The sequence below is a fragment of the Massilia sp. CCM 8734 genome, assembly GCF_011682155.1.
Lineage (GTDB): Bacteria > Pseudomonadota > Gammaproteobacteria > Burkholderiales > Burkholderiaceae_D > Telluria_A > Telluria_A rubra.
The window spans coordinates 61,380-84,291 of record NZ_WHJI01000037.1 but is presented as its reverse complement, the minus strand read 5'-3'; the positions used below and the strand labels follow the sequence as shown (position 1 = coordinate 84,291).

At 63.0% G+C, this 22,912-nt stretch carries 26 protein-coding genes; 14 read left to right on the top strand and 12 right to left on the bottom strand.

From position 1 onward, the window contains the following. Positions 1–140 precede the first annotated feature (140 nt). The 3 genes from F2P46_RS27135 (at position 141) to F2P46_RS38875 (ending at position 1,158) form a co-directional block, all read left to right on the top strand. Positions 141–317: a hypothetical protein gene (locus F2P46_RS27135; RefSeq protein ID WP_166896110.1), complete on the top strand. Its 177-nt coding sequence runs from the start codon at positions 141–143 to the stop codon at positions 315–317. Next, positions 314–688 (top strand): Rap1a/Tai family immunity protein, encoded by a 375-nt coding sequence (locus tag F2P46_RS27130; protein ID WP_166896108.1) that lies wholly within the window; start codon positions 314–316, stop codon positions 686–688. The genes F2P46_RS27135 and F2P46_RS27130 overlap by 4 nt, the downstream gene beginning before the upstream one ends. Positions 689–798: 110 nt before the next feature. Continuing rightward, entirely contained in the window at positions 799–1,158 is a 360-nt protein-coding gene (locus F2P46_RS38875) for a T6SS effector amidase Tae4 family protein (RefSeq protein WP_368737963.1), read from the top strand. Positions 1,159–1,247: 89 nt separating this feature from the next. Here the strand turns inward: F2P46_RS38875 and F2P46_RS27120 are convergent, their stop codons facing one another. Together F2P46_RS27120 and F2P46_RS27115 are read right to left on the bottom strand one after the other, a co-directional pair. After that, complete coding sequence (locus tag F2P46_RS27120; RefSeq protein ID WP_166896105.1) at positions 1,248–1,643, bottom strand: hypothetical protein; 396 nt, start codon at positions 1,641–1,643, stop codon at positions 1,248–1,250. Positions 1,644–1,874: 231 nt separating this feature from the next. After that, positions 1,875–2,432 carry a hypothetical protein gene (locus tag F2P46_RS27115; protein ID WP_166896103.1) on the bottom strand — a complete coding sequence of 186 codons (558 nt, stop codon included), beginning with the start codon at positions 2,430–2,432 and terminating at the stop codon, positions 1,875–1,877. A 209-nt stretch (positions 2,433–2,641) separates the two neighbouring features. On the opposite strand from F2P46_RS27115, the gene F2P46_RS27110 reads away from it, so the two are divergent. From F2P46_RS27110 to F2P46_RS27085, 6 genes are read left to right on the top strand one after another with little or no spacing between them, the layout of a single operon-like run. Next, a complete protein-coding gene (locus F2P46_RS27110) occupies positions 2,642–5,185 on the top strand; it encodes an EAL domain-containing protein (protein ID WP_166896101.1) in 2,544 nt (847 codons plus the stop codon). Next, the gene (locus F2P46_RS27105) at positions 5,182–5,526 is read left to right on the top strand and encodes a hypothetical protein (protein WP_166896099.1); all 345 of its coding nucleotides are present in this window, start codon (positions 5,182–5,184) and stop codon (positions 5,524–5,526) included. Before F2P46_RS27110 ends, F2P46_RS27105 begins: the two co-directional genes overlap by 4 nt. Further along, positions 5,523–6,374 carry an HDOD domain-containing protein gene (locus tag F2P46_RS27100; protein WP_166896097.1) on the top strand — a complete coding sequence of 284 codons (852 nt, stop codon included), beginning with the start codon at positions 5,523–5,525 and terminating at the stop codon, positions 6,372–6,374. Before F2P46_RS27105 ends, F2P46_RS27100 begins: the two co-directional genes overlap by 4 nt. Positions 6,375–6,403: 29 nt before the next feature. Then, a complete protein-coding gene (locus F2P46_RS27095) occupies positions 6,404–7,870 on the top strand; it encodes an ATP-binding protein (RefSeq protein WP_166896095.1) in 1,467 nt (488 codons plus the stop codon). Continuing rightward, positions 7,867–9,198 (top strand): HD domain-containing phosphohydrolase, encoded by a 1,332-nt coding sequence (locus F2P46_RS27090; RefSeq protein ID WP_166896093.1) that lies wholly within the window; start codon positions 7,867–7,869, stop codon positions 9,196–9,198. The genes F2P46_RS27095 and F2P46_RS27090 overlap by 4 nt, the downstream gene beginning before the upstream one ends. 1 nt (position 9,199) lies before the next feature. Then, a complete protein-coding gene (locus tag F2P46_RS27085) occupies positions 9,200–9,727 on the top strand; it encodes a response regulator (protein ID WP_166896091.1) in 528 nt (175 codons plus the stop codon). A gap of 91 nt (positions 9,728–9,818) precedes the next feature. Here the strand turns inward: F2P46_RS27085 and F2P46_RS27080 are convergent, their stop codons facing one another. The 4 genes from F2P46_RS27080 to F2P46_RS27065 form a co-directional block, all read right to left on the bottom strand. Beyond that, positions 9,819–11,141, bottom strand: coding sequence for an ATP-binding protein (locus F2P46_RS27080; protein ID WP_166896124.1), 1,323 nt, complete (start codon positions 11,139–11,141; stop codon positions 9,819–9,821). A gap of 70 nt (positions 11,142–11,211) precedes the next feature. Then, positions 11,212–12,144 (bottom strand): zinc-dependent peptidase, encoded by a 933-nt coding sequence (locus tag F2P46_RS27075; RefSeq protein WP_166896089.1) that lies wholly within the window; start codon positions 12,142–12,144, stop codon positions 11,212–11,214. 96 nt (positions 12,145–12,240) lie between these two features. Then, on the bottom strand, positions 12,241–12,993 hold the full coding sequence (locus F2P46_RS27070; RefSeq protein WP_166896087.1) for a glutathione peroxidase: 753 nt from the start codon (positions 12,991–12,993) through the stop codon (positions 12,241–12,243). 303 nt (positions 12,994–13,296) lie between these two features. After that, a complete protein-coding gene (locus F2P46_RS27065) occupies positions 13,297–13,908 on the bottom strand; it encodes a winged helix-turn-helix domain-containing protein (protein ID WP_229509476.1) in 612 nt (203 codons plus the stop codon). A 338-nt stretch (positions 13,909–14,246) separates the two neighbouring features. Here F2P46_RS27065 and F2P46_RS27060 point away from each other — a divergent pair, with 338 nt between their 5' ends. From F2P46_RS27060 to F2P46_RS27050, 3 genes are all read left to right on the top strand, one after another. Beyond that, positions 14,247–14,555, top strand: coding sequence for a collagen-like protein (locus F2P46_RS27060; RefSeq protein ID WP_166896085.1), 309 nt, complete (start codon positions 14,247–14,249; stop codon positions 14,553–14,555). 229 nt (positions 14,556–14,784) lie between these two features. Beyond that, positions 14,785–15,816 (top strand): OmpA family protein, encoded by a 1,032-nt coding sequence (locus F2P46_RS27055; protein WP_166896083.1) that lies wholly within the window; start codon positions 14,785–14,787, stop codon positions 15,814–15,816. A gap of 64 nt (positions 15,817–15,880) precedes the next feature. Next, the gene (locus tag F2P46_RS27050) at positions 15,881–16,810 is read left to right on the top strand and encodes a YihY/virulence factor BrkB family protein (protein ID WP_166896081.1); all 930 of its coding nucleotides are present in this window, start codon (positions 15,881–15,883) and stop codon (positions 16,808–16,810) included. A gap of 225 nt (positions 16,811–17,035) precedes the next feature. Here F2P46_RS27050 and F2P46_RS27045 read toward each other — a convergent pair whose 3' ends face one another. From F2P46_RS27045 to F2P46_RS27020, 6 genes are all read right to left on the bottom strand, one after another. Beyond that, positions 17,036–17,404 (bottom strand): hypothetical protein, encoded by a 369-nt coding sequence (locus F2P46_RS27045; protein WP_166896079.1) that lies wholly within the window; start codon positions 17,402–17,404, stop codon positions 17,036–17,038. Positions 17,405–17,449: 45 nt separating this feature from the next. Continuing rightward, positions 17,450–18,709: a lipoprotein-releasing ABC transporter permease subunit gene (locus tag F2P46_RS27040; protein WP_166896077.1), complete on the bottom strand. Its 1,260-nt coding sequence runs from the start codon at positions 18,707–18,709 to the stop codon at positions 17,450–17,452. 6 nt (positions 18,710–18,715) lie between these two features. Then, the gene (locus tag F2P46_RS27035; protein ID WP_166896075.1) at positions 18,716–19,663 is read right to left on the bottom strand and encodes a polysaccharide deacetylase family protein; all 948 of its coding nucleotides are present in this window, start codon (positions 19,661–19,663) and stop codon (positions 18,716–18,718) included. An 86-nt stretch (positions 19,664–19,749) separates the two neighbouring features. Beyond that, positions 19,750–20,994 (bottom strand): AI-2E family transporter, encoded by a 1,245-nt coding sequence (locus F2P46_RS27030; RefSeq protein ID WP_166896073.1) that lies wholly within the window; start codon positions 20,992–20,994, stop codon positions 19,750–19,752. A gap of 66 nt (positions 20,995–21,060) precedes the next feature. Then, positions 21,061–21,375 (bottom strand): BON domain-containing protein, encoded by a 315-nt coding sequence (locus F2P46_RS27025; RefSeq protein ID WP_166880422.1) that lies wholly within the window; start codon positions 21,373–21,375, stop codon positions 21,061–21,063. 70 nt (positions 21,376–21,445) lie between these two features. Then, the gene (locus F2P46_RS27020; protein ID WP_166896071.1) at positions 21,446–21,994 is read right to left on the bottom strand and encodes a hypothetical protein; all 549 of its coding nucleotides are present in this window, start codon (positions 21,992–21,994) and stop codon (positions 21,446–21,448) included. 208 nt (positions 21,995–22,202) lie between these two features. Here F2P46_RS27020 and F2P46_RS27015 point away from each other — a divergent pair, with 208 nt between their 5' ends. Then, positions 22,203–22,664, top strand: coding sequence for a glycine zipper 2TM domain-containing protein (locus F2P46_RS27015; protein WP_166896069.1), 462 nt, complete (start codon positions 22,203–22,205; stop codon positions 22,662–22,664). 75 nt (positions 22,665–22,739) lie between these two features. Further along, a complete protein-coding gene (locus tag F2P46_RS27010; RefSeq protein WP_166896067.1) occupies positions 22,740–22,892 on the top strand; it encodes a DUF3309 family protein in 153 nt (50 codons plus the stop codon). The last annotated feature ends 20 nt before the right edge of the window (positions 22,893–22,912 follow it).

Here is a 22,912-nt window from a genome sequence, read left to right as displayed (position 1 = left end):
GCTCCATTCGATGCCCCGTTCAATCGGGTAGGGCATCCATTACCCGCGACCATCGAAAACACTGCCGACGAGGTTTCGTATCGTCCAGCCAGCAACGCACTGGCAGTTCATGAAACATTCAGGCTAGTTACGGAGATGAAATGACAAGCAAGGACTATCCTCGATTTCAACGCATAGTCGCAATATTGATCGGCTATGAGAAGTTAAAGCAGCGTATTTGCTTTCTGCCCACCCGTCCGACTTCACCAGCGGCACTGACGCTGCTGGCATCGGGCGCCTGTCAAGACAGGCTGGCCGGTCAGAAGGCGGCGACATGAAGACAATCTTCCTGATCACGGCGCTTTCGCTTCCTTTGATGTCCCATGGAGCGCCGCTCAGCACCGCTATCAGCGGTGACAAGCTGATCCGACAATACCTTGGCGACCCGTCGCAGCGTCATGCCACGCCAAAAGGCGACGCCTACGTCGATCGGGAAACGGCCAGGGGCTATATGGATGGCGTCAAGGATTTGACGGAAGGCGAGCGTTGGTGCGATCCGCGCAATGCGCCACCGCACGAAATTCATATCGACGTCGTCCAGGCCATCGCTCAATTAAGCGCTGATCGGCGAAGGACGAACGCTGCCGTCCTGGTGCTGGAAACCCTGTCCCGTCTCTATCCTTGTAAGCCAAACGGAGGCAAGTCATGAAGCCAAGTTTCGCCGCTGTATAAAGCGGTTATCCGCGCCAAAGCGAATTTATTCGCGACAATCTGTACGAGCAACTGGGCTGGCCTGACTTAAAGAACAATCCCGCGTTTATGGATACGTGCGCGATACGCATGAGTGTCGGATTGGCGGGCGCAAACGTCGTCATTCCAGGCCGGCTGACCATCAAAAGTGGACCACTGAGGGGCAAGTCGGTCGAGCCAGGACAAGCCAAGCTTTCGCACATCCTTAAACGTTTGTGGGGTGCCCCGGAAGTCTACAAAAACCGGGACGCTGCGCGCCACGGCATCGCCAATCGAAGCGGAGTAGTCTCGTTTTTCAGAATCCACGGTGCGGGCGGAGCGAACGGCGGCCACATCGATATGATTGAGCCAGATGGCCACGGCTTCCATGTTTGCGCGATGAGCTGCTATCTGGACGCTGTCGAAATCTGGTGCTGGCCCCTGCTATAAGAATCAATCCGGTCGATAGCAGGAGCCGGTTGCTCAAGTAGGGCACGGGCGATATACCGAAACAGGGTGCCAGGCGCCCGGACAGCGTCTCAGTGCCAGTCGAGTTCGCGGATGCGCGAGACCTGGCGGCGCGCCATCAAGGCCCACAGTTGCTGGGCCAGGGGCAGGTCGGCGCTCATCCGGCGCGGCGGCGCGAGCGCCAGTTCGCAGTCGCGGTCGGACCATTCTTCGAAACGGATATGGCCGCCGCTGCTCACTTCGATCACATACATGAGGCCATCGTCGTAGCCGAAGCGCAAAGCCGCGCTGGCCGGTTCGGGCGCGGCAGCGGGCGCGCTACTGGCCTTGCCCTTGCCCTTGCCTTTGCCCTTTACCAGGCGCAGCGGCGCGTACAGCTCGGCGAGGACCGCGGCCAGCTGCGCCTCGGTGGGCGCGGCGATGTCGCGTCCGTCCATGCTCGTCAGGGTGAGCCAGGCTTGAGTCATGGTCGCGTCCTCCCGGAGGCACGCAGTCCCCGGCGCGGATGCCCCGGCTGGACTGGTACGTGGATGCACTATGTAAAGAGCATAATACCCAAAAAGCCGCTCATGCGAAGCGATATCTGAGGGTTGTTGCAGGCGCGATGAAACAGGTATCAAAACGCAAACGCGCCGCCCGGCGCAAAGGCGAGGGCGGCGCATGAAGGACGCTGCATCGAGCGTCGCCGGGCAAGCAGTTTACTGTACCAGCACCGGAATACTGAGCGGATCGAAATCGGTCCAGTCGCCACCTTCGATGGTGCCCTTGGCGCGCTCGATATGGTGCGAGCCCAAACCGCGCAGCACCTCGATGGCACGCGTTTCGTCGGCCGGCTGGTCGGCCGCCACCGCAATCAACATGCCCGACTGGCGCGGCTCGTAGCGGTTGGCATTGCTGCCCTCTTCCTTCTCGCCGGCATCCTTCATCTTCGACAAGCTGAACAGCGAACCCACGTGCGCCCCGACCAGGCCGCCGACAATCGGGCCGGCCGGACCGGTCACGACCGAGGTGGCCGCGCCGATCGCCACACCGATGGCGCCGCCGGTGGCCGCGCCCGCCACCACGCCCTCCGGGGTTTCCTTGGCGCCCGGCGACTGCATATGGTCGCCGCCGATCGCGGTCTGGTCATGCTGGCCCGGCTGGTTCAGGAAAAAGGCCGAGATGCGGTCCTCTGGAAAACCGGCGCGTACCAGCTCGCGACGCGCGTTGTCAACTTCGTCCTGAAGCTGAAAGTGACCTGCAACGATTGTAGACATGCTAACTCCTCCTGCATTAATGATGGCCCAGCATGCACCGTCCATCCTTTTTACTCTGTACGCAAACGCACCTAAGGCCACAGAGCAACAAAAAGAAATCTTCCCTTCCGCTCTATAAATATTTCTCCGTATAATAAAACGAAGGCCTGCCGCTTGCGCGGCGGCGCCGGCACGGCCAGCACAATCGCATTCTTTATTGAAAGACGCTGATGGAATTGGATACCGCGCATCCCCCCCGACCGCTTCCCGGCGCCGCTGAGGCAGCCTGGGACGCCTGCGCCAACGGCGTGCTGCTGGTCGGCGCCGGCGAGGCCGCGTTCCCCATCCTCGCCGTCAACCCGGCCTTTTGCCGCCTGCAGCGCCGCACCGACGCCGAGTTGATCGGCACCAGCGCGCTGGCGCTGGGCGACGCGCCAGGCGAAGCCCAGCCCGACAATTCCCTGGCCGTTGCCCTGCATGCGGTGGCCGGCGCGGGCGCGACCCACACCCTGCTGCTGCGCGCCAGCGCCAGCGCGCCGTGGTGCCGCTGGACCATCAGCGTGGCGCCAGCGGCCTCCGCCGCTCTTGCGCCCCAGCTGCTCTGCATCGTCGAGGATGTCACCGAGCTGCAAGAGCAGCAGGCCCTGCTGGCTCACCTGTCGAGCCACGACGCCCTGACCGGCCTGGCCAACCGCGCCCTGTTCAACGAGCGCCTGCAAGCGGCCATGACGCAGGCGCACAGCCGCGCCGGCGGGGTCGCCGTGCTGTGCCTGGCTCTCGATGGCTTCAACCTGGTCAATGAGAGCCTGGGCTACGTGGCCGGCGACCAGCTCCTGATCAGCGTGGCGATGCGGGTGCAAGGCTGCATGCGCCCGCAGGACACCCTGTCGCGCCACGGCGGCAACGAGTTCGTGCTGGTGCTGGCCGACGTGACCGACAGCGCCCAGGTGCATGCCGTGTGCGAGCACATCGTGCGCGTGATCGGCGCGCCCTTCCCGGTGATCGGCCAGAGCCTGCATGCCGGGTGCAGCATCGGCATCGCCCGCTATCCGCAAGATGCCGGCGATGGCGTGACCCTGTTGCGCTACGCCGACATGGCGCTGTCGCACGCGCGCGACCTGGGCGGCAACCAGTTGCAATTTTTCGCGCCCGAGATGAACCAGCGCACCACCGAGCGCGCCCAGATGGAAGCGGCGTTGCGCGTGGCCCTGACCGAAGGCCAGCTGCAGCTGCAATACCAGCCCATGGCCGACCTGCAGCAGGGCGCCATCTGCGCGCTGGAGGCGCTGGTGCGCTGGCAGCACCCGGTAATGGGCTTGATTCCCGCCGGGCGCTTCATCCCGCTGGCCGAAGCGGCCGGGCTGACCGTCGCGCTCGGCTACTGGAGCCTGCGCCGCGCGGTCGAGGACATGGTGGCCTGGCGCGCGGCCGGCCTGCCGCCGGTGCGGGTGGCGATCAACATCTCGCCCAAGCAATTTCGCGACGTCGCCCTGCCCGAGGCGGTGGCCGACGCGCTGGCGCAATCGGGCCTGCCGCCGCTCCAGATTTCGCTCGAAATCACCGAGGCGGCCCTGATGCAGGACCCGCAAGCGAGCGACGCCACCCTGGCCCAGCTCAAAGCGCTGGGGGTCGGCCTGACCCTGGACGACTTCGGCACCGGCTACTCCTCGCTGAACTACCTCAAGCGTTTCCCGCTCGACCTGGTCAAGATCGACTGCGGCCTGACCGGCAATATCGTCACCGGCGCCGACGATGCAGCCCTGGTCAAGACCATCATCTCGATGGCGCACCACCTGGGCATCGAAGTGGCGGCCGAAGGCGTGGAAACGGAAGCCCAGTGCGATTTTTTACGGCGCAATATGTGCGACCAGATCCAGGGCTATTTTTTCGGCAAGCCGTGCGACCGCGACCACGTGGCCAGCCTGCTGGCCTCCGGCCACGCGGTGCCGCCGCACCTGCTGCGCATCCAGAAGCTGCCGCGCACCTTGCTGCTGGTCGACGACGAGCAGAATATCGTCTCGGCCCTGAAACGCCTGCTGCGGCGCGACGGCTACCAGATCCTGTCGGCCAACAGCGGCCAGGAAGGACTCGATGTACTGGCCGCCAACGCGGTCGACGTGATCGTGTCGGACCAGCGCATGCCAGGCATGATCGGCGCCGATTTTTTGCGCGCGGCCAAAAACCTGTATCCGGACACGATCCGCATCATGCTCTCCGGTTACACCGAGCTGCAATCGGTGACCGACGCCGTCAACGAGGGCGCCATCTTCAAGTTCCTGACCAAACCGTGGGACGACGAGCAACTGCGCACCCACATCGCCGAGGCGTTCCGCCTGAAGGAAATCGCCGACGACAACGATCGCCTGCACTTGGAATTGCGCACCGCCAACCACGAACTGGCGGCGGCCAACCGGCGCATGGAAGACGTGCTGCGCCTGAAGCAGCAACAGATCACGCGCGACGAAATCAGCCTGAACGTGGCGCGCGAACTGCTGCAGTTCGTGCCGCTGGCGGTGATCGGCCTCGACGACGAGGGCATGGTGGCGTTCGTGAACAACGCTGCCGAGCGCGTGTTCCGCCAGAATGGTGCGATACTCGGCAATGAGGCGCAGATTGTGCTTCCTGAACTGTTTCCCGACGGCCTGGCCCCAAGCGGCAGCCACCAGGTCTACATCGGCGGGCGCTGCTTCCAGGTGGTGGCCCATCCCATGGGCGCGAACTCGCAGTCGCGCGGCAGCCTGATCACCATTAGCGCTTGCGAGGAAACGGTATGATGCCAGTTGAAGACACCATCGGGATCGACGACGCCATCGAGGGCATGGTGCTGGCGTGCGACCTGCGCGACGCCGGCGGCGCCGTGCTGCTGCCGGCCGGCGCCACCCTGGGCGCGGCGGCGCTGGCGTCGCTGCGGCGGCGCGGCATCGAACAGTTGCAGGTGGTAGGCAGCATGAACGCGGCCGACGCGGCGCTCGACGCGGCCGCCTTGCAGGCCGAACGCGAACGCCAGTGCGCGCGCCTCGAGCACCTGTTCCGGCGCTGCCTGAACGGCGCCTCCGGGGGCGCCAGCGCGATGCTGCTCGAACGCCTGCTGGCCTACCGCAGGAGCGCAGGATGAGCGCGGCGCTGAACACCTCGATCGACGACGTCGTCAAGCGGATCCGCGACCTGCCCTCGCTGTCGGCGGTGGTGGTCGAACTGCTCTCCTCCATGGACCAGGAAGACATCGATGTGCACGTCCTGGGCGGCAAGATCGCGCTCGACCAGTCGTTGACGGCCAAGACCCTGCGCCTGGCCAACTCCTCGTTCTACGGCATGTCGTCCAAGGTGACCACCATCCACCAGGCCATCGCGGTGCTCGGCTTTCACAGCATCCGCACCCTGGTGACGGCGTGCGCGGTGACCGGCAGCTTCCCGTCGAACGCGGCCGGCGGCGTCAACTTCCAGGCCTTCTGGCGCCACTCGGTGGCCACCGCCGTGTGCGCCAAGCTGCTGGCGGTGCACCTGAAACTCAATCCCGACACCGCCTTCACGGCCGGCCTGCTGCACGATATCGGCACTTTGGTGCTGGCCACCCGCTTCCCGGCCGAACACGCCGCCATGCTGGCCTACCGCAAGGAGCACGATTGCTACATCATCGACGCCGAGCGCGCCGTGATCGGGATCGACCACGCCGCCGCCGGGGCCGCCCTGGCCGCTTACTGGAAGTTCCCGGCCGACATGCAGGAGGCGGTGGCCAAGCACCACCAGATCGACGCCGGCGGCAAGCCGACTTTGGCGCTGCTGGTGCACGCCGCCAATATCTTCGCCACCGCGCTGGACCTGACCGGCGAGGAAGACGACCTGACGCCGCCGATGTCGCAGGCGCTGTGGGTGAGCCTGGCGCTGAGCGAAGCCGACTGCGCCAAGCTGTTCCGCGATACCGAGTCGACCTTTGTCGACATGTGCAAAATTCTCGTCAGCTAAGGCAATGAACGCCATGGAGACCGATCCAGATGCCCAACCGCGAACAAGCGTTCTCTAACTGCCCTCCCGGCGCCGACGACGGCAGCGCCGTCGCCCTGTCGGCCCTGCTCGACGGGCACCCGGTGGCCACTTTCGTGATCGACCGCGATCACACCATCACGCACTGGAACAAGGCTTGCGAGCACCTGCTCGGCTGGAGCACGGAAGCGATGATCGGCACGCGCAATCACGGCGTGGCGTTTTACGCCCACGAGCGGCAGATGCTGTCGGACATGATCGTCTCGGGCGACGGCGATGGCCTCGGCGCGCACCGCCAGTCGGCCCTGATTCCCGGCGCCTATGAGACCGAAGGCTTTTTCGAAAACCTGGGCGTCGGCGGGCACTGGCTGCACTTCACCGCCGCACCCCTGCGCGACACCTCCGGCCAGGTGGTCGGCGCGATCGAAACCATGCGCGACGTGACCGAGCGGCGGGTCGCCGAAAACGCCCTGCGGCGCGCCCACGACAACCTCGAACACCTGATCGAAAAGCGCACCGCCCAGCTGGCCGAAGCGAACGAACGGCTCGAAGACGACCTGCGCCAGCGCCAGATCGCCGACGCCGAGCTGCGCGCCAAGCACCTGGCCCTGACCGAACTGAACGCCAAACTGTCGATGGCCCAGGAGCAGCTGGTGCAGTCGGAAAAGCTGGCCTCGATCGGGCAACTGGCGGCCGGCGTGGCGCACGAAATCAACAATCCGATCGGCTATATCTTCTCCAATTTCGGCACCCTGCAAAGCTACCTCGACCAGTTGTTCGACATGTTGCATGTGTATCAGGAGGCGGAAAGCCAGGCCAGCCCGGAAACGGCGGCGCGCCTGGCCGCCATGCGCAAGACGCTCGACCTCGATTTTTTGCGCGAAGACATTCCGGTGCTGATGAGCGAATCGAAAGAAGGCATCGTGCGCGTGCGCCACATCGTGCAGGACCTCAAGGATTTTTCGCGGGTCGACGCCAACCAGGACTGGGTCTGGGCCAATGTGCACGGCGGCATCGATTCGACCCTGAACATCGTCTCCAACGAGGTCAAGTACAAGGCCGACGTGGTCAAGCAGTATGGCGCCATTCCCGACATCGAATGCCTGCCGTCCCAGATCAACCAGGTCATCATGAACCTGGTGGTCAACGCGGCGCACGCGATGAGCGAGCGGCGCGGCACGATTACGCTGCGCAGCGGCACCCTGGGCGAATCCGGCGCCGCCGCCGAACAAGTGTGGATCGAGATTGCCGATAACGGCAGCGGCATCCCACGCGAAAACCTGTCGCGCATCTTCGACCCCTTTTTCACCACCAAGGCGGTGGGCAAGGGAACCGGCCTGGGCCTGTCCCTGGCCTATGGCATCATCCAAAAACACCGTGGCAGCATCGATGTCGACAGCGAGATCGGACGTGGCACCACGTTCCGCATCGTGCTGCCGGTGCACCAGAGAAGCACAAGCGAGGAGAGCAGCCCATGACAGACAGCCTGACCGACGATACCGCCCCACCCCCGGCCACCGTGCTGTGCGTTGACGACGAACCGAACATCCTGTCGGCGCTGCGCCGGCTGTTCCGCCCGGAGGGCTACCGGGTGCTGGTGGCCGACGGCGGCGCGGCCGGCCTGGCCATCCTGGAACAGGAAAAAGTCGACCTGGTCATTTCCGACATGCGCATGCCCGAAATGGACGGCGCCCGCTTCCTGGAGCACGTGCGCCAGCGCTGGCCGTCCACCTTGCGCCTGCTGCTGACCGGCTATTCGGACGTGTCCTCGATCCTGGCGGCGATCAACCGCGGCGAAATCTACCGCTACATCACCAAGCCGTGGGACGACACCGATATTTTGCTGGTGGTGCGCCACGCGCTCGAGCGCCATGCGCTGGAGCAGGAAAAAGAGCGCCTGGAAGTGTTGACCGCGCGCCAGAACGAGGAATTGAAAACCCTCAACCAGAGCCTGGAAGCGAAGGTCGAGATCCGCACCGAAGAGTTGCGCAACTCGCGCGACACCATCCTTGAGACCAACAAAAAGCTCAAGAGCAATTTCATCACGACGATCAAGATCCTGTCGAGCATGATCGAAATGCGCGGCGGCAACCTGGCCGGGCATTCGCGCCGCGTGGCGGACCTGGCGCGGCGCCTCGCCGTCAAGCTCGGGCTCGATGCGAACGCGACCCAGGAAGTGTTCATCGCCGCGCTGCTGCACGATATCGGCAAGATCGGCTTTACGGACGACTTGCTGGCCACGCCGGTCAATTTGCTGGCGGGCGACATGCTGGGCGTGTTCCGCAAGCATCCGCTGCGCGCCGAACAACTCTTGATGCCGCTCGACGACTTGCAGGGCGTGGCGACCGTGTTGCGCGCGCAGATGGAGCGCTTCGACGGCGCCGGTTTTCCGGACGGCGTGGCCGGCCCCTTGATTCCGCTCGGCGCGCGCATCCTGGCGCTGGCGTCCGACTACGACAATTTGCAGATCGGCGCGCTGATCCAGCGCCGCGTGCTGGCGCCCGACGCCAAGCAGATCATCTACGACGCCGTGGGCAAGCGCTACGATCCGCACGTGGTGGCGGCGTTCCGGGCGCTGATGGATGGCGACAAGATTGAAAAAATCAAAGACCTGGCCACCATGGCCAAGTACCTGGCGCCTGGCATGACCTTGTCGCGCGACCTGGTCAGTCCGGAGGGCTTGATGCTGCTCTCGGCCGACCACGTGTTGGACGAACGCCTGATCCAGCAAGTCCAGGATTTTGAAAACAAGAACGAGGTCCGCCTGAATATCTGGGTGTGGCCTTTGCCGGTGAAGGAGGCTTGACATGCGCCGCATATTATTGGTTGACGATGAAATCAACGTGCTCAATGCGCTGGTGCGGGCGATCCGCCAGCACATCGAGATTCCCGACTTGCAGATCGAGACCTTCAGCGATCCGTTCGATGCGCTCACGCGCTGCGCCGAGGTTACGTTCGACCTGGTCATTTCGGATTACAGGATGCCGCAGATGACGGGCGTGGAGTTTTTGCACGCGATCATGGAAGTGGCGCCCGACACGGTGCGCATGATTTTGTCGGCCTCGACCGAGTTCGAGACGGTGATGAGCGCGATTAACGAGGCGCAGGTGTTCCGTTTCATTCCAAAGCCGTGGCAGGTGGGCGATTTGCGCGAAAATATCCGGCTCGCGCTGGAATACCGCGATACGCTGCACGAACAGCATCAGCTGGCGGACCGGCAGCGGGTACACGACGGCACCTTGAGCCGCGAAGAACTGGCGATCCGCAAGATGGAGGAAGAGGAACCGGGACTGCTGAAGGTGAACTGGGGGCCGAACGGCGAGATTATCATGTAGGTGGGCAAGGGTCAGCCCGCCTCGGTCGTTGCCGGCCCCGGCGGCCCCTGGCGGGAACGACGGCGCAACGGTCAGCGCGCATTGCCGCTCGCTACCCCTTCGCGCCCGCCCCCGGCGGCAGCACCGGCAAGCGCACCGTAAACGTGGTCCCCTTCCCCGGCGTGGACGCCACGTCGATGCGTCCCCCGTGCTTGTTCACGATCCCGTACGACAGCGACAAGCCCAGCCCGGTCCCGCTGCCCACCGGCTTGGTGGTAAAAAACGGCTCGAAGATCCGGTTCACATGTTCCTGCGCGATGCCGCAACCAGTGTCGCTAATGGCCACCCACACCCAGCCATCCTCGGCCCCGGTGCGGATCGTGATCACGCCTTTTTCCTTGATCGCGTGCCCGGCATTGACCAGCAGATTCATGAACACCTGATTCAGCTGCGACGCCAGGCAAGTGACCTGCGGAATTTGCCCGTACTGCTTGTCCACCGTGGCCTTGTACTTGATCTCGTTCGACACGATATTCAAGGTGCTGTCGAGCCCATGATGCAGGTCGGCTACCTGCCACTCGTTCTCGCCCACATGCGAAAAATCCTTGAGCGCCTGCACGATATCCTTGACCCGCTTGAGGCCGTCCATCGACTCGCGGATCAGGTCGGTCGCATCATCCTGCAGGAATGCCAGGTCCGCGCTTTTGCCGATCTGGGCAATGCGGCTGGCCAGGGCCGGCGGCGGGCTGTGTCCGGCAATCGCGGCATCGTACTCGCGCACCACCCCGAACAGGGTCGCCACGTATTTCTGCAACGTCCCCATATTCGAATTGACGAAACCGACCGGGTTGTTGATCTCGTGCGCAATACCGGCCGCCAGCTGGCCGATCGAGGCCATTTTTTCCGATTGCAGCAACTGGTTCTGCGCTTCCTGCAAGCGCCCGATCAGCAACTGCTGTTCCTGGCCCTTGCTGTAGAGCGCCTCTTCCATGGTCTTGCGGATCGTGATATCGGTCAGCGAGCCGATCACTTCGAGCGGCGCGCCCTGCTCGTCGCGGATCAGGCGCAGGGTGTCGTGCATCCACAGGTAAGCCCCGTCGGCCGCGCGGAAGCGGTACTCATAGGCGCGCTGGCCTTCGACGAACACCAGCGCCAGGCTGGAAAAGATCGCCGGCGCGTCGTCCGGATGAATATGATCGAACCAGAAATTGGGATCGGCCACCATGTCCTCGGGCCGGTAGCCGAGCACGTTGTAGGCGTTGTTGCTGACAAAAGTCATCTTGAAGTCACCGCTGGGCACGGTGCAATAGATGATGGCCGGGGTATTGTCGATCAGGTACTGCAAGCGCACCAGCGGCGAAGCGGCATCTGCGGCCGGCGCACGCGCCGCCACCGGCGTGTCGGACGCGAAGGATTCAAATTCCTCGAACTGCATCGCCATGATCTCGATCCCGTGGGAAAGTACTTCAGGCGATTATGACCCAGTATTCATGAGCGCGCCAGCATCATCGCCACTGGCCGTACACCGTGCCGTAGGAGGCGGGCGGCTCGGGGTCGTCGAAGCGCGGCTCCGCTCCCGGTTCCGGTCCCGGTTCCGGTCCCGGTTCCGGTCCCGGCGCTGGCGGCTCGAGCCAGGCGCGCGGGTCGACCCGGTAGTACTGCTGGAACTGCTCGTACAGCTCGGCGTGGCGTTCGGCCATCTGCCATGGCTTTTCGAAAAACGTTTCGGTGGCGACCGCGAAAAACTCGGCGGGACTGACCGCGCCATAGTGGTCGAGCACGCTTTGGCGGTGGAACATGGCTTCGTGGCGCAGGTTGTTGAAGTCGCGCGAGAGCACCTCGGACCAGTTACGGTAGCTGCCCGGATGGCCCAGGAAAGGGGCGCCGTTGTTGCTGCCCGATTCGCTGTCGAGCTGGTGCGCGAATTCGTGCAGCACCACGTTCTGGCCGTCGGTCCAGTCGCCGGCGCCGCGCTGGACGTGGTCCCACGACAACACGACGCGGCCGTCGACCCACGATTCGCCCAGCAGTTCCTGGCGCGCCGGATGCACGATGCCGGCTTCGTCGGCATGGTTGCGCGGCACCAGGAAGGCGCTCGGGTAGACCAGGATGGTGTGCAGCTTGCGGTACACGCGCGTAAAGCGGTTCAGCAGCAGCAGGCAAGCCTGGCCGGCGATGGTGACGCGGATCTCGTCGTCCATCGCCAGCCCTTCGCAGCCGACGAATTTTTTCTGGAACAGGAATTGCTGCACCAGGCGCTGCAATTGCGCCTGCAGCTCGGGCTGCATGCGGTGATAAATCGGGATATTGCGTTCCAGGATAGCCAGCCAGGCGGGCGGGAACGGCTGGGCCAGCGCGCGCTTGAGGCGCCAGCCGGGATAGCCCATGCCGAGCGCGATTGCCACCACGATGGCGGTGGTCCAGAGCAGCGCTTCCATCTTAGTCCTTGTCGGGTGCGATACGAAAACGAGGGAGCCGCGCCTCGGCGAGCTCCCGCGCGGCGTTGGCGCGGGAGCGGACGGCGCCGGCGTGGCTTACGCCGCCTTGGCGAGGCCGAAGTAAGCGTCGACGGCGTCGGCGTTACCGATCAGCTTGCCGCCGATGAAGACCTGCGGCCAGGTCGACTGGCCCGACACCGCGCGCAGCACGCTGGCATTGATTTTCTGGTCCTGCGACATCTCGTTGAACTTCAGGCCATGCGCCTTGAGCGTGGCCTTGGCGCGCGCGCAGTGCGGGCAGCCGGGCTTGGAAAACACCACGACCGGCTCGGGAACCTGCGCGTCGGGATTGACATGGCGCAGCATGGTTTCAGCGTCCGACACCTCGAACGGGTCGCCTTCCTTGTCGGCCTCGATGAACATCTTTTGGATGACGCCATCCTTGACCAGCATGGAATAGCGCCACGAGCGCATGCCGAAGCCCAGGTTGCGCTTGTCGACCAGCATGCCCATGCCCTCGCTGAAGTCGCCATTGCCATCCGGGATCACGGTGATGTTCCCGGCATCCTGGCCGACTTTCCACTCGTTCATGACAAACGCATCATTGACCGAGATGCAGACGATCTCGTCGACGCCGTTCTGCTTGAACACGGGCGCCAGTTCGTTATAGCGCGGCAAATGGGTGGAGGAACAGGTGGGCGTGTAAGCGCCGGGCAGCGAAAACACGACGACGGTCCTGCCCTTGAACAGTTCATCGGTGGTGATGTCTTTCCACTGGTCGTTGGGCCGGGCCTTGAACGTGACATTCGGTACGGGCTGGCCTTCCAGCGATTGTGGCGTCGGTAACATGGCGTTCCTTTTAGTGAGTAAGTGGGACGAGCGAACATCCCCGCACCGCCACAAGTGGGGCTGGTTCGGGGGTTTTCAATTGGGGACGATGACAGAAAAACAGCGGACGTGCCGAAGCACACGCGTCCGGAGCGGAAAGCGTGAAGGACAAACGGATAACAAGCGGAACGGCAAGGTCCAAGGGCGGACCGTGCTACGCCGGTCCTGCCTGGAAGATTTAACGCTACAGCGTGCGAGCGGCCCCTGCCCCGCAGTCCGACCGGATGGCGGACGCAGGCGCAGCGGGCGCCGCTCAGCCCAGCATCACGCCTGGTCTTTGGCCGACGGCGCCGCGCCGAACAAGGCGGCGACCAGCGGATCGCGCGCCACCGGGCTGCGATTGACGCGAATGGCATAGTGGGTGTCGTCCGCCAGGATGTGGAAGTGACGACCGGTGCCGGCCATGCTCTGCTCGCGCAGGCCCGGACGTTCCTTGCGCGGTGCGGCGCCTTCGCGTTTCGGCTGCACGATCGCGGCCAGGAAGGCCTTGACCCGTTCCGGGTCCGGCGAAATCTGGTACACGGCCTTGCCCAGGTAGGTGGCGGTGCCTTCGATATAGCGCGCCAGTTCGATCACGCCCGCTTCGCGCAGGTCGCGGATGTACTTACGCGCGCCGGACGGCGAAAATTTGAGGAACCAGGCGATTTCGTCGGCCAGCATTTCGTGGGTCGACAGTTCGCCAATCAGCTTTTGCATATTTTCAATGCGACGCTGGGTGGCCGAGGTCGAACGTACACGCTCGATCGGGGCCATCGAAATCGGGGCGCGCTCTGCCGGCTGGGGCGCGACGCGCTCGATCAGCGAAGAATTGGCGTTGGTATGCAATGTGGTCATGTCGCCTTGGGCCGCATTGTGGTGCTGTGTCGTTGCATGCATGTTGAGTACTCCATGAGAAGAGATTCATTTCGTCCGGATCCGGTACATGTCGTTTGACAGCCTGACAATAATTCGGTTCCGCACAACTGAGTGCAAGATTGCCTGTGCGGACCGCGATGGTCTGTGCGCCATCGAACATTTCGCACAATTTACTTCCTATGATCATCTTTTCATCGTTGCAATTGTGCTGACAGACCCTGCTGTGTGCGTTGGCGTACAGATTCCAACTAAACAAGACCGTATTCTGGGTTCGTTCGCACAAATTCGTGTGTGCAATGACTTCACTGACGTTCAGTCTGGTTGCCGCCGGCACCGGACACATATAAAAGGAAACCACCATGAAAACGACTATCCTGGCAGCACTGCTGGCAATCGCCGGCCTGACCGCATGCGAAAAAACCACTGTTAACCCACCTGCAACGGTTGTCACCCCAACCGTTGAAGTTCCAGTCGCCGTACCTGGCCCGGCCGGCGCTGCTGGCGCTACCGGCGCGACCGGCGCTGCTGGTACCGACGGCAACTCGGGTGCCACCGGCACCCCAGGCGCTGCTGGCGCGGCTGGCACCCCAGGCGCTGACGGCGCCAAAGGCGACCAAGGCAAAACCGGCGGCGACACCGTGATCGTCGTACCGGAAAAAACCAACTAATAGCCCCCGGCTATTTATTGCGCGACATCTCGCGCCGCACCAGGTTCGCCTGGTCCGGCGCGATTTTTCTTGGTACTCGCACAAATTGTTGTATTAAAAAGACAAGCTCACTATCACGGTACGCTATCGAACGGTTGCATTGAACTCCCCCACTTAATCTCAAGTCGAACGTCACACTGCAGCATTTCAGTGATGACAAATCGACTGACCTATCGAATAGGAGTTCCCTGTGAGCAAATTGAGAAAGACGGCCTTGGCGGCGGCACTAGCGTGCGGCGCGTCACTGGCCTTAGCGCAAGATATCAACCCCTCGTGGTACATCCAGCCCAGCGCCAATGCATTCAGGCCCGACAAGGATTTCGGTGTCGACGAGCGCGACTACGGTGGCGGCCTCAAGATCGGCAAGCCCGTTGCCGAGATGTGGGACGTGCAGATGGGCGTCACCCACGCGCGCGCCAAGGAAGGCCTGGCCAACTATCGCCAGACGCTGGTGGGCGCGGACGTGCTGCTGATGCTGTCGCGCCAGAATTTCCGCCCCTTCCTGCTGATCGGCGTCGGCGCCGAGCGCGACCGGGTAGACAATCCGCTGCGCCGGGTCAGCAAGACCTCGCCGTACGCGACCGCCGGCCTCGGCTTTCAACTGGGCCTGAGCGACCAATGGTCGATGCAGGCCGACCTGCGCACGGTGCGCGGGCGCCTTCGCGGCGACGAGGCCTTCGGTTTCGACCGCAGCAACAACAAATACCTGACGATCGGCTTCAACTACGCCTTCAACAAACCGGTTCCGCCGGCCCCGCCACCAGCGCTGACGCCGCCGCCAGCACCCACGCCGCCGCCGGAACCGGTCGCACCGCCGCCGCCGCCGCCGCCGCCGGCCCGCTTCGAAAAAGTCACGCTGGCGACCACCGAGTTGTTCGCCTTTAATAGCGCAACCCTCAACGTGACCCAGACCCGCCTGGACGAGATCGCCGCCGCGCTGTTAGCCGACCCGAGCATCACCGACGTCGACATCACCGGCTACGCCGACCGGCTGGGATCGGAGAAATACAACCTCAAATTATCGGAGCGGCGCGCCAACGCGGTGCGCGACTACCTGGTCGCCAAGGGCATCGACGGCGCGCGCCTGAAAGCCTACGGCAAGGGCGAGGCCAATCCGGTGGTAAGCTGCAACGACAAGCGGCGCGCCGACTTGATCAAGTGCCTGGAGCCGAACCGGCGCGTGGAAGTCGAGCAAATCACCATAGAACGACGCGTTCAATAAGAAGGCTAAGGCCTGTTTTGCGGGGGCGCAGGCTCCCCGCGCGAATTTAAGGAAAGTAACAATAATGGAAATTAAGGAATGGGCGCCCTACTCCAAACAACTGGTCAATGTGATGCGCTGCGCGGTCACCGAATGGTTCGCGCACCGCGCCGCCAGCAAGGGCGCGGCACTGGCGTTCTACACCCTGTTTTCGATGGCGCCGATCCTGGTGCTCGTCATTGCCATCGCCGGCTTTTTCTACGGCGCCGAAGCGGCCCAGGGCCAGCTGATTAACGAACTGCGCGGACTGGTCGGCAAGCAGGGCGCGGAAGCGATCCAGCTGATCCTGGCCGGCGCGCAAAACAAGGAAAGCGGCATCTGGGCGACCGTCATCGCCACCGGCCTGCTGCTGTTCGGCGCCACCACCGTGTTTTCCGAACTCAAGGACAGCCTGGACGAGATCTGGGCAGTGCCGGCCTCGACCGATGCGACCTGGTGGGACATCCTGCGCACGCGCCTGCTGTCGTTCGGGCTGATCCTGGTGCTGGGCTTTTTGCTGATGGTGTCGCTGGTGGTCAGCGCCGCGCTGGCCGTGCTGGAAAAATACATGAACGGATTGTGGAAAGATGCCGCGGTGTTGCTGTCGTGGGTATCGTGGGCGATCAGTTTCCTGGTCATTGCCACCCTGTTCGGCGTGATCTACAAAATGCTTCCGCGCATCAAGCTCTCATGGCGCGACGTGACCATTGGCGCGCTGGGCACGGCGGCCTTGTTCAGCCTGGGGAAGTTTGTAATAGGGCTGTATATCGGCAACAGCGGCGTGGCCAACAGTTTCGGCGCGGCCGGCTCGATGATCGCGCTGCTGCTGTGGGTGTATTACTCGGCGCAGATTTTCTTTTTGGGAGCGGAGTTTGCGCGCCAATATGCGCTGCAACTGGGCAGTTTGAAGCACAAGCCCGATGAAATCACCGGTGGCGGGCAGGCCTCGGCGGCGAAGGTGACGCGGATTCGCTGAGTTCAATATTGGCTGCCGCTAGCGGGGAGCTCGCGGTGAAAATGCACTTGCCGCCGACTGCACGTCGGCGGCCACACAGTCGTCCGCGACATCGATACGCTCTGCCAGCTCAATGATTGCGACGGGCAACGCCAGCAGCGAGGCGCACATGCCTGGCCTCAATTCGGATGACGTCGCCCGATTGCATGGCAATCTCAAACTGGCCTGCTTGCGAGGAGCCGCCAATCAGTCATCGTGCAGTGGGAGGCCGCTCGACACATGGGTCTCGATCCTCAGCACCACATCACGGTCCCGAAAGTGCGGCGGCAAGCCGGCGTCGCCATACGTGTAACACTCCAGCGTCAGCGAATGATTTTCTACAAAGGCGATAAAGCCACACACAATGCCGTCCACCTCGCCAATGACCAATGGATCGCCGAGTACTGCGCGAGCCAGGGGCAGGCTGGAAGAATCAAAGCTCAGAAAATATCCGACACCTGTGTACTCAACCTCGATAGTGCTTGCGGACCGGGCAAGCAGCGGAAGCCTGTCACCGTAGGGGGTAGAGCTTCCTAACAAACCGAGCACGTCCAACTCAAATTGGCGTAATGTCATAATGTTTCTTCAAGCTAGTTCTGGTCAGCGAGCGACAAAGCCCGTTTACTCATAGCGCAAGGACTCCGCCGGATTGATCCGCGCCGCCCCATAACTCGGATACAAGGTCGCCACGAAGGCCAGCGCCACCGACACGCCGCCAATCATGACGATATCCTGCCATTGCGGGTCCGACGGCACCGAACTGAGGAAGTAAATCTCTTTCGACAGTAGCTTGCTGCCCAGCAGTTTCTCCACCACCGGCATGATCATATCGATATTCATGGCCAGCAGCACGCCCGCCGCCACCCCGGCCGCAGTCCCGATCACGCCGACCAGCGCGCCCTGCATCATGAATACCGCCATGATCGAACGCGGCGAGGCGCCCAGGGTGCGCAAGATCGCAATATCGGCCTGTTTGTCGTTGACCTTCATCACCAGGGTGGACACCAGATTGAACGCCGCCACCGCAATAATGAGCACCAGGATCAGGAACATCATGCGCTTTTGCGACTGCAGGGCCGCGAACCAGACCTCGTTCTGGCGCGTCCAGTCGCGGAACATCAGTTCCGGCGGCATGCTGCTGGACAATTGCTGCGCCACTTTCGGCGCCTGGTGCAGATCATGCAAACTCAGGCGCAGCCCGGACGGCAAGGGCAATTGCTCGACCGCGCGCGCGTCGTCGATATGCGCCAGCGCCACGCTGGAATCGTAATCGTTGTGCCCCACATTGAAGGTCCCGGTCACCGTGAAGACTTGCCGGCGCGGCGTCCAGGCGGTGGCCGCCCCACCCTGCGGCGCCACCAGCAGCGACAATTTGTCGCCCACTTTCACGCCCAGCTTGCTGGCCAGTTCGTAGCCGAGCACGATATTGAAGCGGCCCGGCTGCAAATCTTCGAGCTTGCCGTCCTTGACGCGATCGGCGATGCTCGACACGGTCTTTTCGGCCGCCGGCAAGATGCCTTGCACCGCCACCGGGCGCATGGTTTCGTCGTACAGCAGCATGCCCTGCAAGGTGACGAACGGCGCGCCGCCGGACACGGCCGGATTGCCGCGCGCCTGCGCCAGCGTTTGCTCCCAATTGCGCAAGCCGCCGCGCTCGTCGATGACTTCGATGTGCGGAATCATCGACAGCATGCGCGCCGCCACTTCCTTCTGGAAGCCGTTCATCACCGACAACACCACAATGAGCGCGGCCACCCCCAGCGCAATGCCGCTCACCGAAATGAGGGAAATGACCGACAGCATCGGATTGCGTTCGCTGCGACGTTGCGCGCTGGTGTAACGCAGGGCGATCTGTAATTCGTAAGGTAAATTGGCGAGCATGTATTCCTAGTATCCTTGTGCTTTCAGGCGGCCGATGTCGGCTTCGCCATCGTCTTGCAGGCGTTTCTTCTCATCGAGCTTGTCCATGCCGAGGCTGCGCGACATCGACAGCAGCAGGCTCTGTCCGTGGGCCGGATGTTGTGGCGAGAACTGGTAAACCGGGTCTTCGAAGGCCTTGGCCGGCGCCACGATGGTCCAGCCCATGTCCTTGAACATCCCGATCACGTCATCGAGAAACAGCGCGTTGAGCAAATTGTGGTGCAGCAAAATCACCTGGGCAATGTCGCGTCCCTGCAGCCGCTGCGACAAGGCGCGGTAGGCCAGCGCGCGCTCGCGCACATGCGCCAGGTAGGCTTTTTTCAAGGGCGCCAGGTCGGCCTGGCTGTTCTTGTCCAAGGTCTCGGCCAGATGTTCATCGAGGCGCCAGTCGCTCGTGTCGAGGCTGACATACGCATTGCGATAGCCCTGCGCGGCGAGAAAGTCGCGCATGCCCGCGCGTTTGTCGGGCGTGCTGCCTTCGCGCAGGTAGGTGTAGCGGAACCACTTCTGGTAACCGGGCAAGGTGGCGATGATCTTGTCGCAGTCCAGCACTTCACGCTGGTATTGCGCCAGGCTGACCTTGGCGTTATCGAGATCCGGATGGGTCATCGTATGGTTGCCAATGGCGTGCCCGGCCTCGCCCCAGGCGCGCGCCAGCGCATAGCCGGCCGGCTTGTCGGCGCCATTGCCGGCGGTAACGAACAGCGCGGCCTTGACCTGATGCCTGGCCAGCGCGGCGAGCATGGCGTCGTTGCGTTGCTGGGGCGTCAGGCGTGGCGTGGCGTCCAGCGAGGGACCGTCGTCGAAGGTGAACGCGACCGATTGCGCGCAGGCGGCGCCGGCGAACACGCCGCAATAGAGCACGGCGCAAGCGGCCCGGGCCACGCTGAGCGCAAGATTTTTTAACTGGAGCATGAACAAAGCGCGCTTATGAATTGACGATCTGCAAGCCTAACATACGGCGGCGCGGGCGCAAAGGCATGCAGCCCGCCGCCGCCGGCTTACTCGCCCAGCAGCTCGGCCAATACTTCCATGCCTTCGACCCGTTCGGCCACGACCTTGATCATCACGACCACCGGCACGCCGAGCAGCAAGCCCCACATGCCCCACAGCCAGCCCCAGAACAACAGGCTGACGAACACGGCGGCCGGGTTCATCTTGGCGATCTTGCCGGTCATCCAGGTCGCAATGACGGTGCCGACCAGGGTGGCGATGGCGAGCGAGGCGCCGGCCACCAGCAGGGTCATTTCCAGCGATTCGAATTGCATGAAGGCAACCAGAGCGGTCAGCGCGGTGATCAACAGCGGGCCGAAGTACGGCATGATGTGCATCAGGCCGGCAAAAATCGCCCAGGCGCCCGCATTTTCTAGGCCGATGGCGCTCAGGGCGACCCACATCAGCAGCGCCAGCAAGGTATTGGTGACCAGCAGCATGAACATATAGTTCTGGATCGAGGAATTGATGTCGTCCAGGATATGCACGGTCACCTTCTTGCGGCTCAGCGATGGCCCGGTCAATTTGACCAGCTTGCGCTTGAAGGTGTCTCCCGCAAGAAGCAAAAAGAACACCAGGAACACCACCATCGTCGCTTGCGTGACGAAACCGATGAATCCCATCGAGCCGGCCAGCACCCAGTCCATGATCTTGAAACTGCCGCCGGCGGCGGCCGCGGCCGGCATTGCCTTGCGCGCCGCCGACTTTTGCCCGCCCACGCTGGAGGTGGCTTGCTCGATCTGGGAGGCGGCGGCCTGCATCTGCTGGATCGTGCTCGGCTGTCCACCGCTGGCGCGGGTCAGGATGCGCGTGACCTTCTGCGTAATGGTCGGCAATTCGTCGATGATGTTGAAAAACTCGCCCTGCACCCGGTTCAGCACCCCGCCCATCAGCACCAGGATGACGACCGTGACGATGGTGGCGCCGAAGGCGCGCTTGACGTGCATGCGCCGTTCGAGAAACAGGACCAGCGGGTTGAGCGTGTAGGCGATAAAGATCCCGAGCAAGAGCGGGACCAGGAATTTTTGCGCCCACTGCAACGCGTAGACAAAGGCAATCGTCGCGATGATGCCCAGCGCCAGCCCGCGCGCATTGACATGGATCGGGATGCGCAGCGCGTGCGCAGCGGTGGCAGTGAGTGGATCGTGATGCTCCGCGCCGGCATCGGCGGGGCTTGCCTTGACGGCGACGCTCTCGGTGGCCGGAGCGGGGTTTTCATTGGCGGGTGCCGGAATCGGATCTGCAAGCTGCATAAAATCTTCACATTATAGAGCCGGCGCCGCAGGCCGGCCACTGCGGGCCGGCCTGAAGAGCTCAGCTTACTTCACACGTACGTCGTTCTTGACCGATACTACACCCTTCACGCCGCGTGCCACATCGGCCGCTTTGGTGGCATCAGCCGGGTCGGCCACGAAGCCGGACAACTGCACGTCGCCCTTGAAGGTTTCGACATTGATTTCCGACGCTTTGAGGGTAGGCTCGTTGAAAATCGATGCTTTGACTTTCGCGGTGATCACGGTGTCATCGATAAACTCGCCGGTGCCTTCTTTGGTGGCGGTCGAAGCGCAACCAGCCATGGTGGCGACGAGGGTGGCGGCAAACAGCATGGTCGACAGACGTTTTGCGATTTTCATAGTGGACTCCTTAGTGGGTGGTTCAAAAAAGTGCTCGATATGAGCTGTTGCAGCATAGCTTGCTTGTTACTTATTTACCATACTGCGATTTCGCGGTTGAGACACAGGTGTCCTTGACCGCACCGGCAAACGCATCGCACTTTTCAAGCGCGACTTTGTACTCGGCCGTTCGTTTGTCGTCACGCGCATCGGTGCGCGCTTCGATCGCTTTCTTGTCGGCCCTGGCGTCGGCCTGGGCCGCGATCAGGGTCGATTTTGCCTGCTGCACGCAGACATCCTTGTCGTTGCCGGTCAGCGCACGGCACTTGACCTTGTCGAGGTCATAGTTGGCCGAGGCGATCGTCAGGCGCGACTGGGTGTAGGCCTTGAGCGTGTTCTTGTAGTTGGCGTCCGCTTCTTCCACGGCGCGCACGCGCGCCGCCTTGGCTTCTTCCACGCAGACATCCTTGGGGTTACCGGTGATCACGTCGCAGCGCGCACGGGCCGCCTTGTAGTTGGCGGTGGCGGCCTCCTTGGCCTGGCTGTACGCCGCCTTCGCTTCCGGCGTGGCCGCGCCGGCGGACAGGGCGGCCGACATCAGGAAAGCGCCGATCAAGGCGGGGGTGACTGCTCGTTTCATCTTGCTTTTCTCCGGTGACAATACATCGCTGCTTACCGTTGTACGGGATGTGCCGCCGCCCATCTGTTCGCTGGCGAACACAGCGTGATTAGTGGCAAAAACCCAACAGTTTGAGCCAAACTCAACTGGATCGACCTGAGTGCGGCAGCGCACAGACCCCATGCGGTGCGCTGATTATGCTGGCTTCACACTTTGTCAGGAGAACAACATGAAATCGACTCAGACTATCGCAGCAATCGTCATTGCCACCACTGCCATGCTCAGCGGCTGCGCCAGCACCTCGCCCCAGCCATACAACAACGGCGCTTACGACAATGCCGCCTCGTCCTCGGCTGGCTACGGCACCATCGAATCGATCCAGGTCACCCGCAATGAGGGCCACACCAACGGCACCGGCGCCGTGGTCGGCGGCATCGTCGGCGCGCTGGTCGGCAACCAGGTCGGCAGCGGCAGCGGCCGTACCGCGGCCACCGTCGCCGGCGCTGTCGGCGGCGCCGTGGTCGGCAACAAGGTCGAAGCGAACCGCAATCAAGGCAATGGCCAGGAGATGTACCAGATCAACGTTCGCCTGCAAAACGGCGAAACCCGCACCGTTGTGCAGGACAGCGTGTATGACCTGCGCGTGGGCAACCGCGTGCGCCTGGTCGACGGCCGCGTCTACCGTTACTGATTTTTCGCACTACCCATTTACTTACAATAACTCCCGACCTGTGTAAACAGCTCGACCACCTTTAAGGAGCCCACCATGGGTACCATTCTTCTCGTTATCCTCATTCTTGCGCTGATCGGCGTTCTTCCTACCTGGAACCACAGCCGCAGCTGGGGATACGGCCCAACCGGCATCACCGGCCTGATCGTGGTGGTGCTGATTGTGCTGCTCGTCACCGGGCGCCTGTAAGACAGTCGAGAACCGGCGCC

Excerpts from the sequence above, each read along its gene's own strand:
- F2P46_RS27135 (WP_166896110.1), top strand. The coding sequence starts at position 141 with ATGACAAGCAAGGACTATCCTCGATTTCAACGCATAGTCGCAATATTG.
- F2P46_RS27130 (WP_166896108.1), top strand. The coding sequence starts at position 314 with ATGAAGACAATCTTCCTGATCACGGCGCTTTCGCTTCCTTTGATGTCC.
- F2P46_RS38875 (WP_368737963.1), top strand. The coding sequence starts at position 799 with ATGGATACGTGCGCGATACGCATGAGTGTCGGATTGGCGGGCGCAAAC.
- F2P46_RS27120 (WP_166896105.1), bottom strand. The coding sequence starts at position 1,643 with ATGACTCAAGCCTGGCTCACCCTGACGAGCATGGACGGACGCGACATC.
- F2P46_RS27115 (WP_166896103.1), bottom strand. The coding sequence starts at position 2,432 with ATGTCTACAATCGTTGCAGGTCACTTTCAGCTTCAGGACGAAGTTGAC.
- F2P46_RS27110 (WP_166896101.1), top strand. The coding sequence starts at position 2,642 with ATGGAATTGGATACCGCGCATCCCCCCCGACCGCTTCCCGGCGCCGCT.
- F2P46_RS27105 (WP_166896099.1), top strand. The coding sequence starts at position 5,182 with ATGATGCCAGTTGAAGACACCATCGGGATCGACGACGCCATCGAGGGC.
- F2P46_RS27100 (WP_166896097.1), top strand. The coding sequence starts at position 5,523 with ATGAGCGCGGCGCTGAACACCTCGATCGACGACGTCGTCAAGCGGATC.
- F2P46_RS27095 (WP_166896095.1), top strand. The coding sequence starts at position 6,404 with ATGCCCAACCGCGAACAAGCGTTCTCTAACTGCCCTCCCGGCGCCGAC.
- F2P46_RS27090 (WP_166896093.1), top strand. The coding sequence starts at position 7,867 with ATGACAGACAGCCTGACCGACGATACCGCCCCACCCCCGGCCACCGTG.
- F2P46_RS27085 (WP_166896091.1), top strand. The coding sequence starts at position 9,200 with ATGCGCCGCATATTATTGGTTGACGATGAAATCAACGTGCTCAATGCG.
- F2P46_RS27080 (WP_166896124.1), bottom strand. The coding sequence starts at position 11,141 with ATGCAGTTCGAGGAATTTGAATCCTTCGCGTCCGACACGCCGGTGGCG.
- F2P46_RS27075 (WP_166896089.1), bottom strand. The coding sequence starts at position 12,144 with ATGGAAGCGCTGCTCTGGACCACCGCCATCGTGGTGGCAATCGCGCTC.
- F2P46_RS27070 (WP_166896087.1), bottom strand. The coding sequence starts at position 12,993 with ATGTTACCGACGCCACAATCGCTGGAAGGCCAGCCCGTACCGAATGTC.
- F2P46_RS27065 (WP_229509476.1), bottom strand. The coding sequence starts at position 13,908 with ATGCATGCAACGACACAGCACCACAATGCGGCCCAAGGCGACATGACC.
- F2P46_RS27060 (WP_166896085.1), top strand. The coding sequence starts at position 14,247 with ATGAAAACGACTATCCTGGCAGCACTGCTGGCAATCGCCGGCCTGACC.
- F2P46_RS27050 (WP_166896081.1), top strand. The coding sequence starts at position 15,881 with ATGGAAATTAAGGAATGGGCGCCCTACTCCAAACAACTGGTCAATGTG.
- F2P46_RS27045 (WP_166896079.1), bottom strand. The coding sequence starts at position 17,404 with ATGACATTACGCCAATTTGAGTTGGACGTGCTCGGTTTGTTAGGAAGC.
- F2P46_RS27040 (WP_166896077.1), bottom strand. The coding sequence starts at position 18,709 with ATGCTCGCCAATTTACCTTACGAATTACAGATCGCCCTGCGTTACACC.
- F2P46_RS27035 (WP_166896075.1), bottom strand. The coding sequence starts at position 19,663 with ATGCTCCAGTTAAAAAATCTTGCGCTCAGCGTGGCCCGGGCCGCTTGC.
- F2P46_RS27030 (WP_166896073.1), bottom strand. The coding sequence starts at position 20,994 with ATGCAGCTTGCAGATCCGATTCCGGCACCCGCCAATGAAAACCCCGCT.
- F2P46_RS27025 (WP_166880422.1), bottom strand. The coding sequence starts at position 21,375 with ATGAAAATCGCAAAACGTCTGTCGACCATGCTGTTTGCCGCCACCCTC.
- F2P46_RS27020 (WP_166896071.1), bottom strand. The coding sequence starts at position 21,994 with ATGAAACGAGCAGTCACCCCCGCCTTGATCGGCGCTTTCCTGATGTCG.
- F2P46_RS27015 (WP_166896069.1), top strand. The coding sequence starts at position 22,203 with ATGAAATCGACTCAGACTATCGCAGCAATCGTCATTGCCACCACTGCC.
- F2P46_RS27010 (WP_166896067.1), top strand. The coding sequence starts at position 22,740 with ATGGGTACCATTCTTCTCGTTATCCTCATTCTTGCGCTGATCGGCGTT.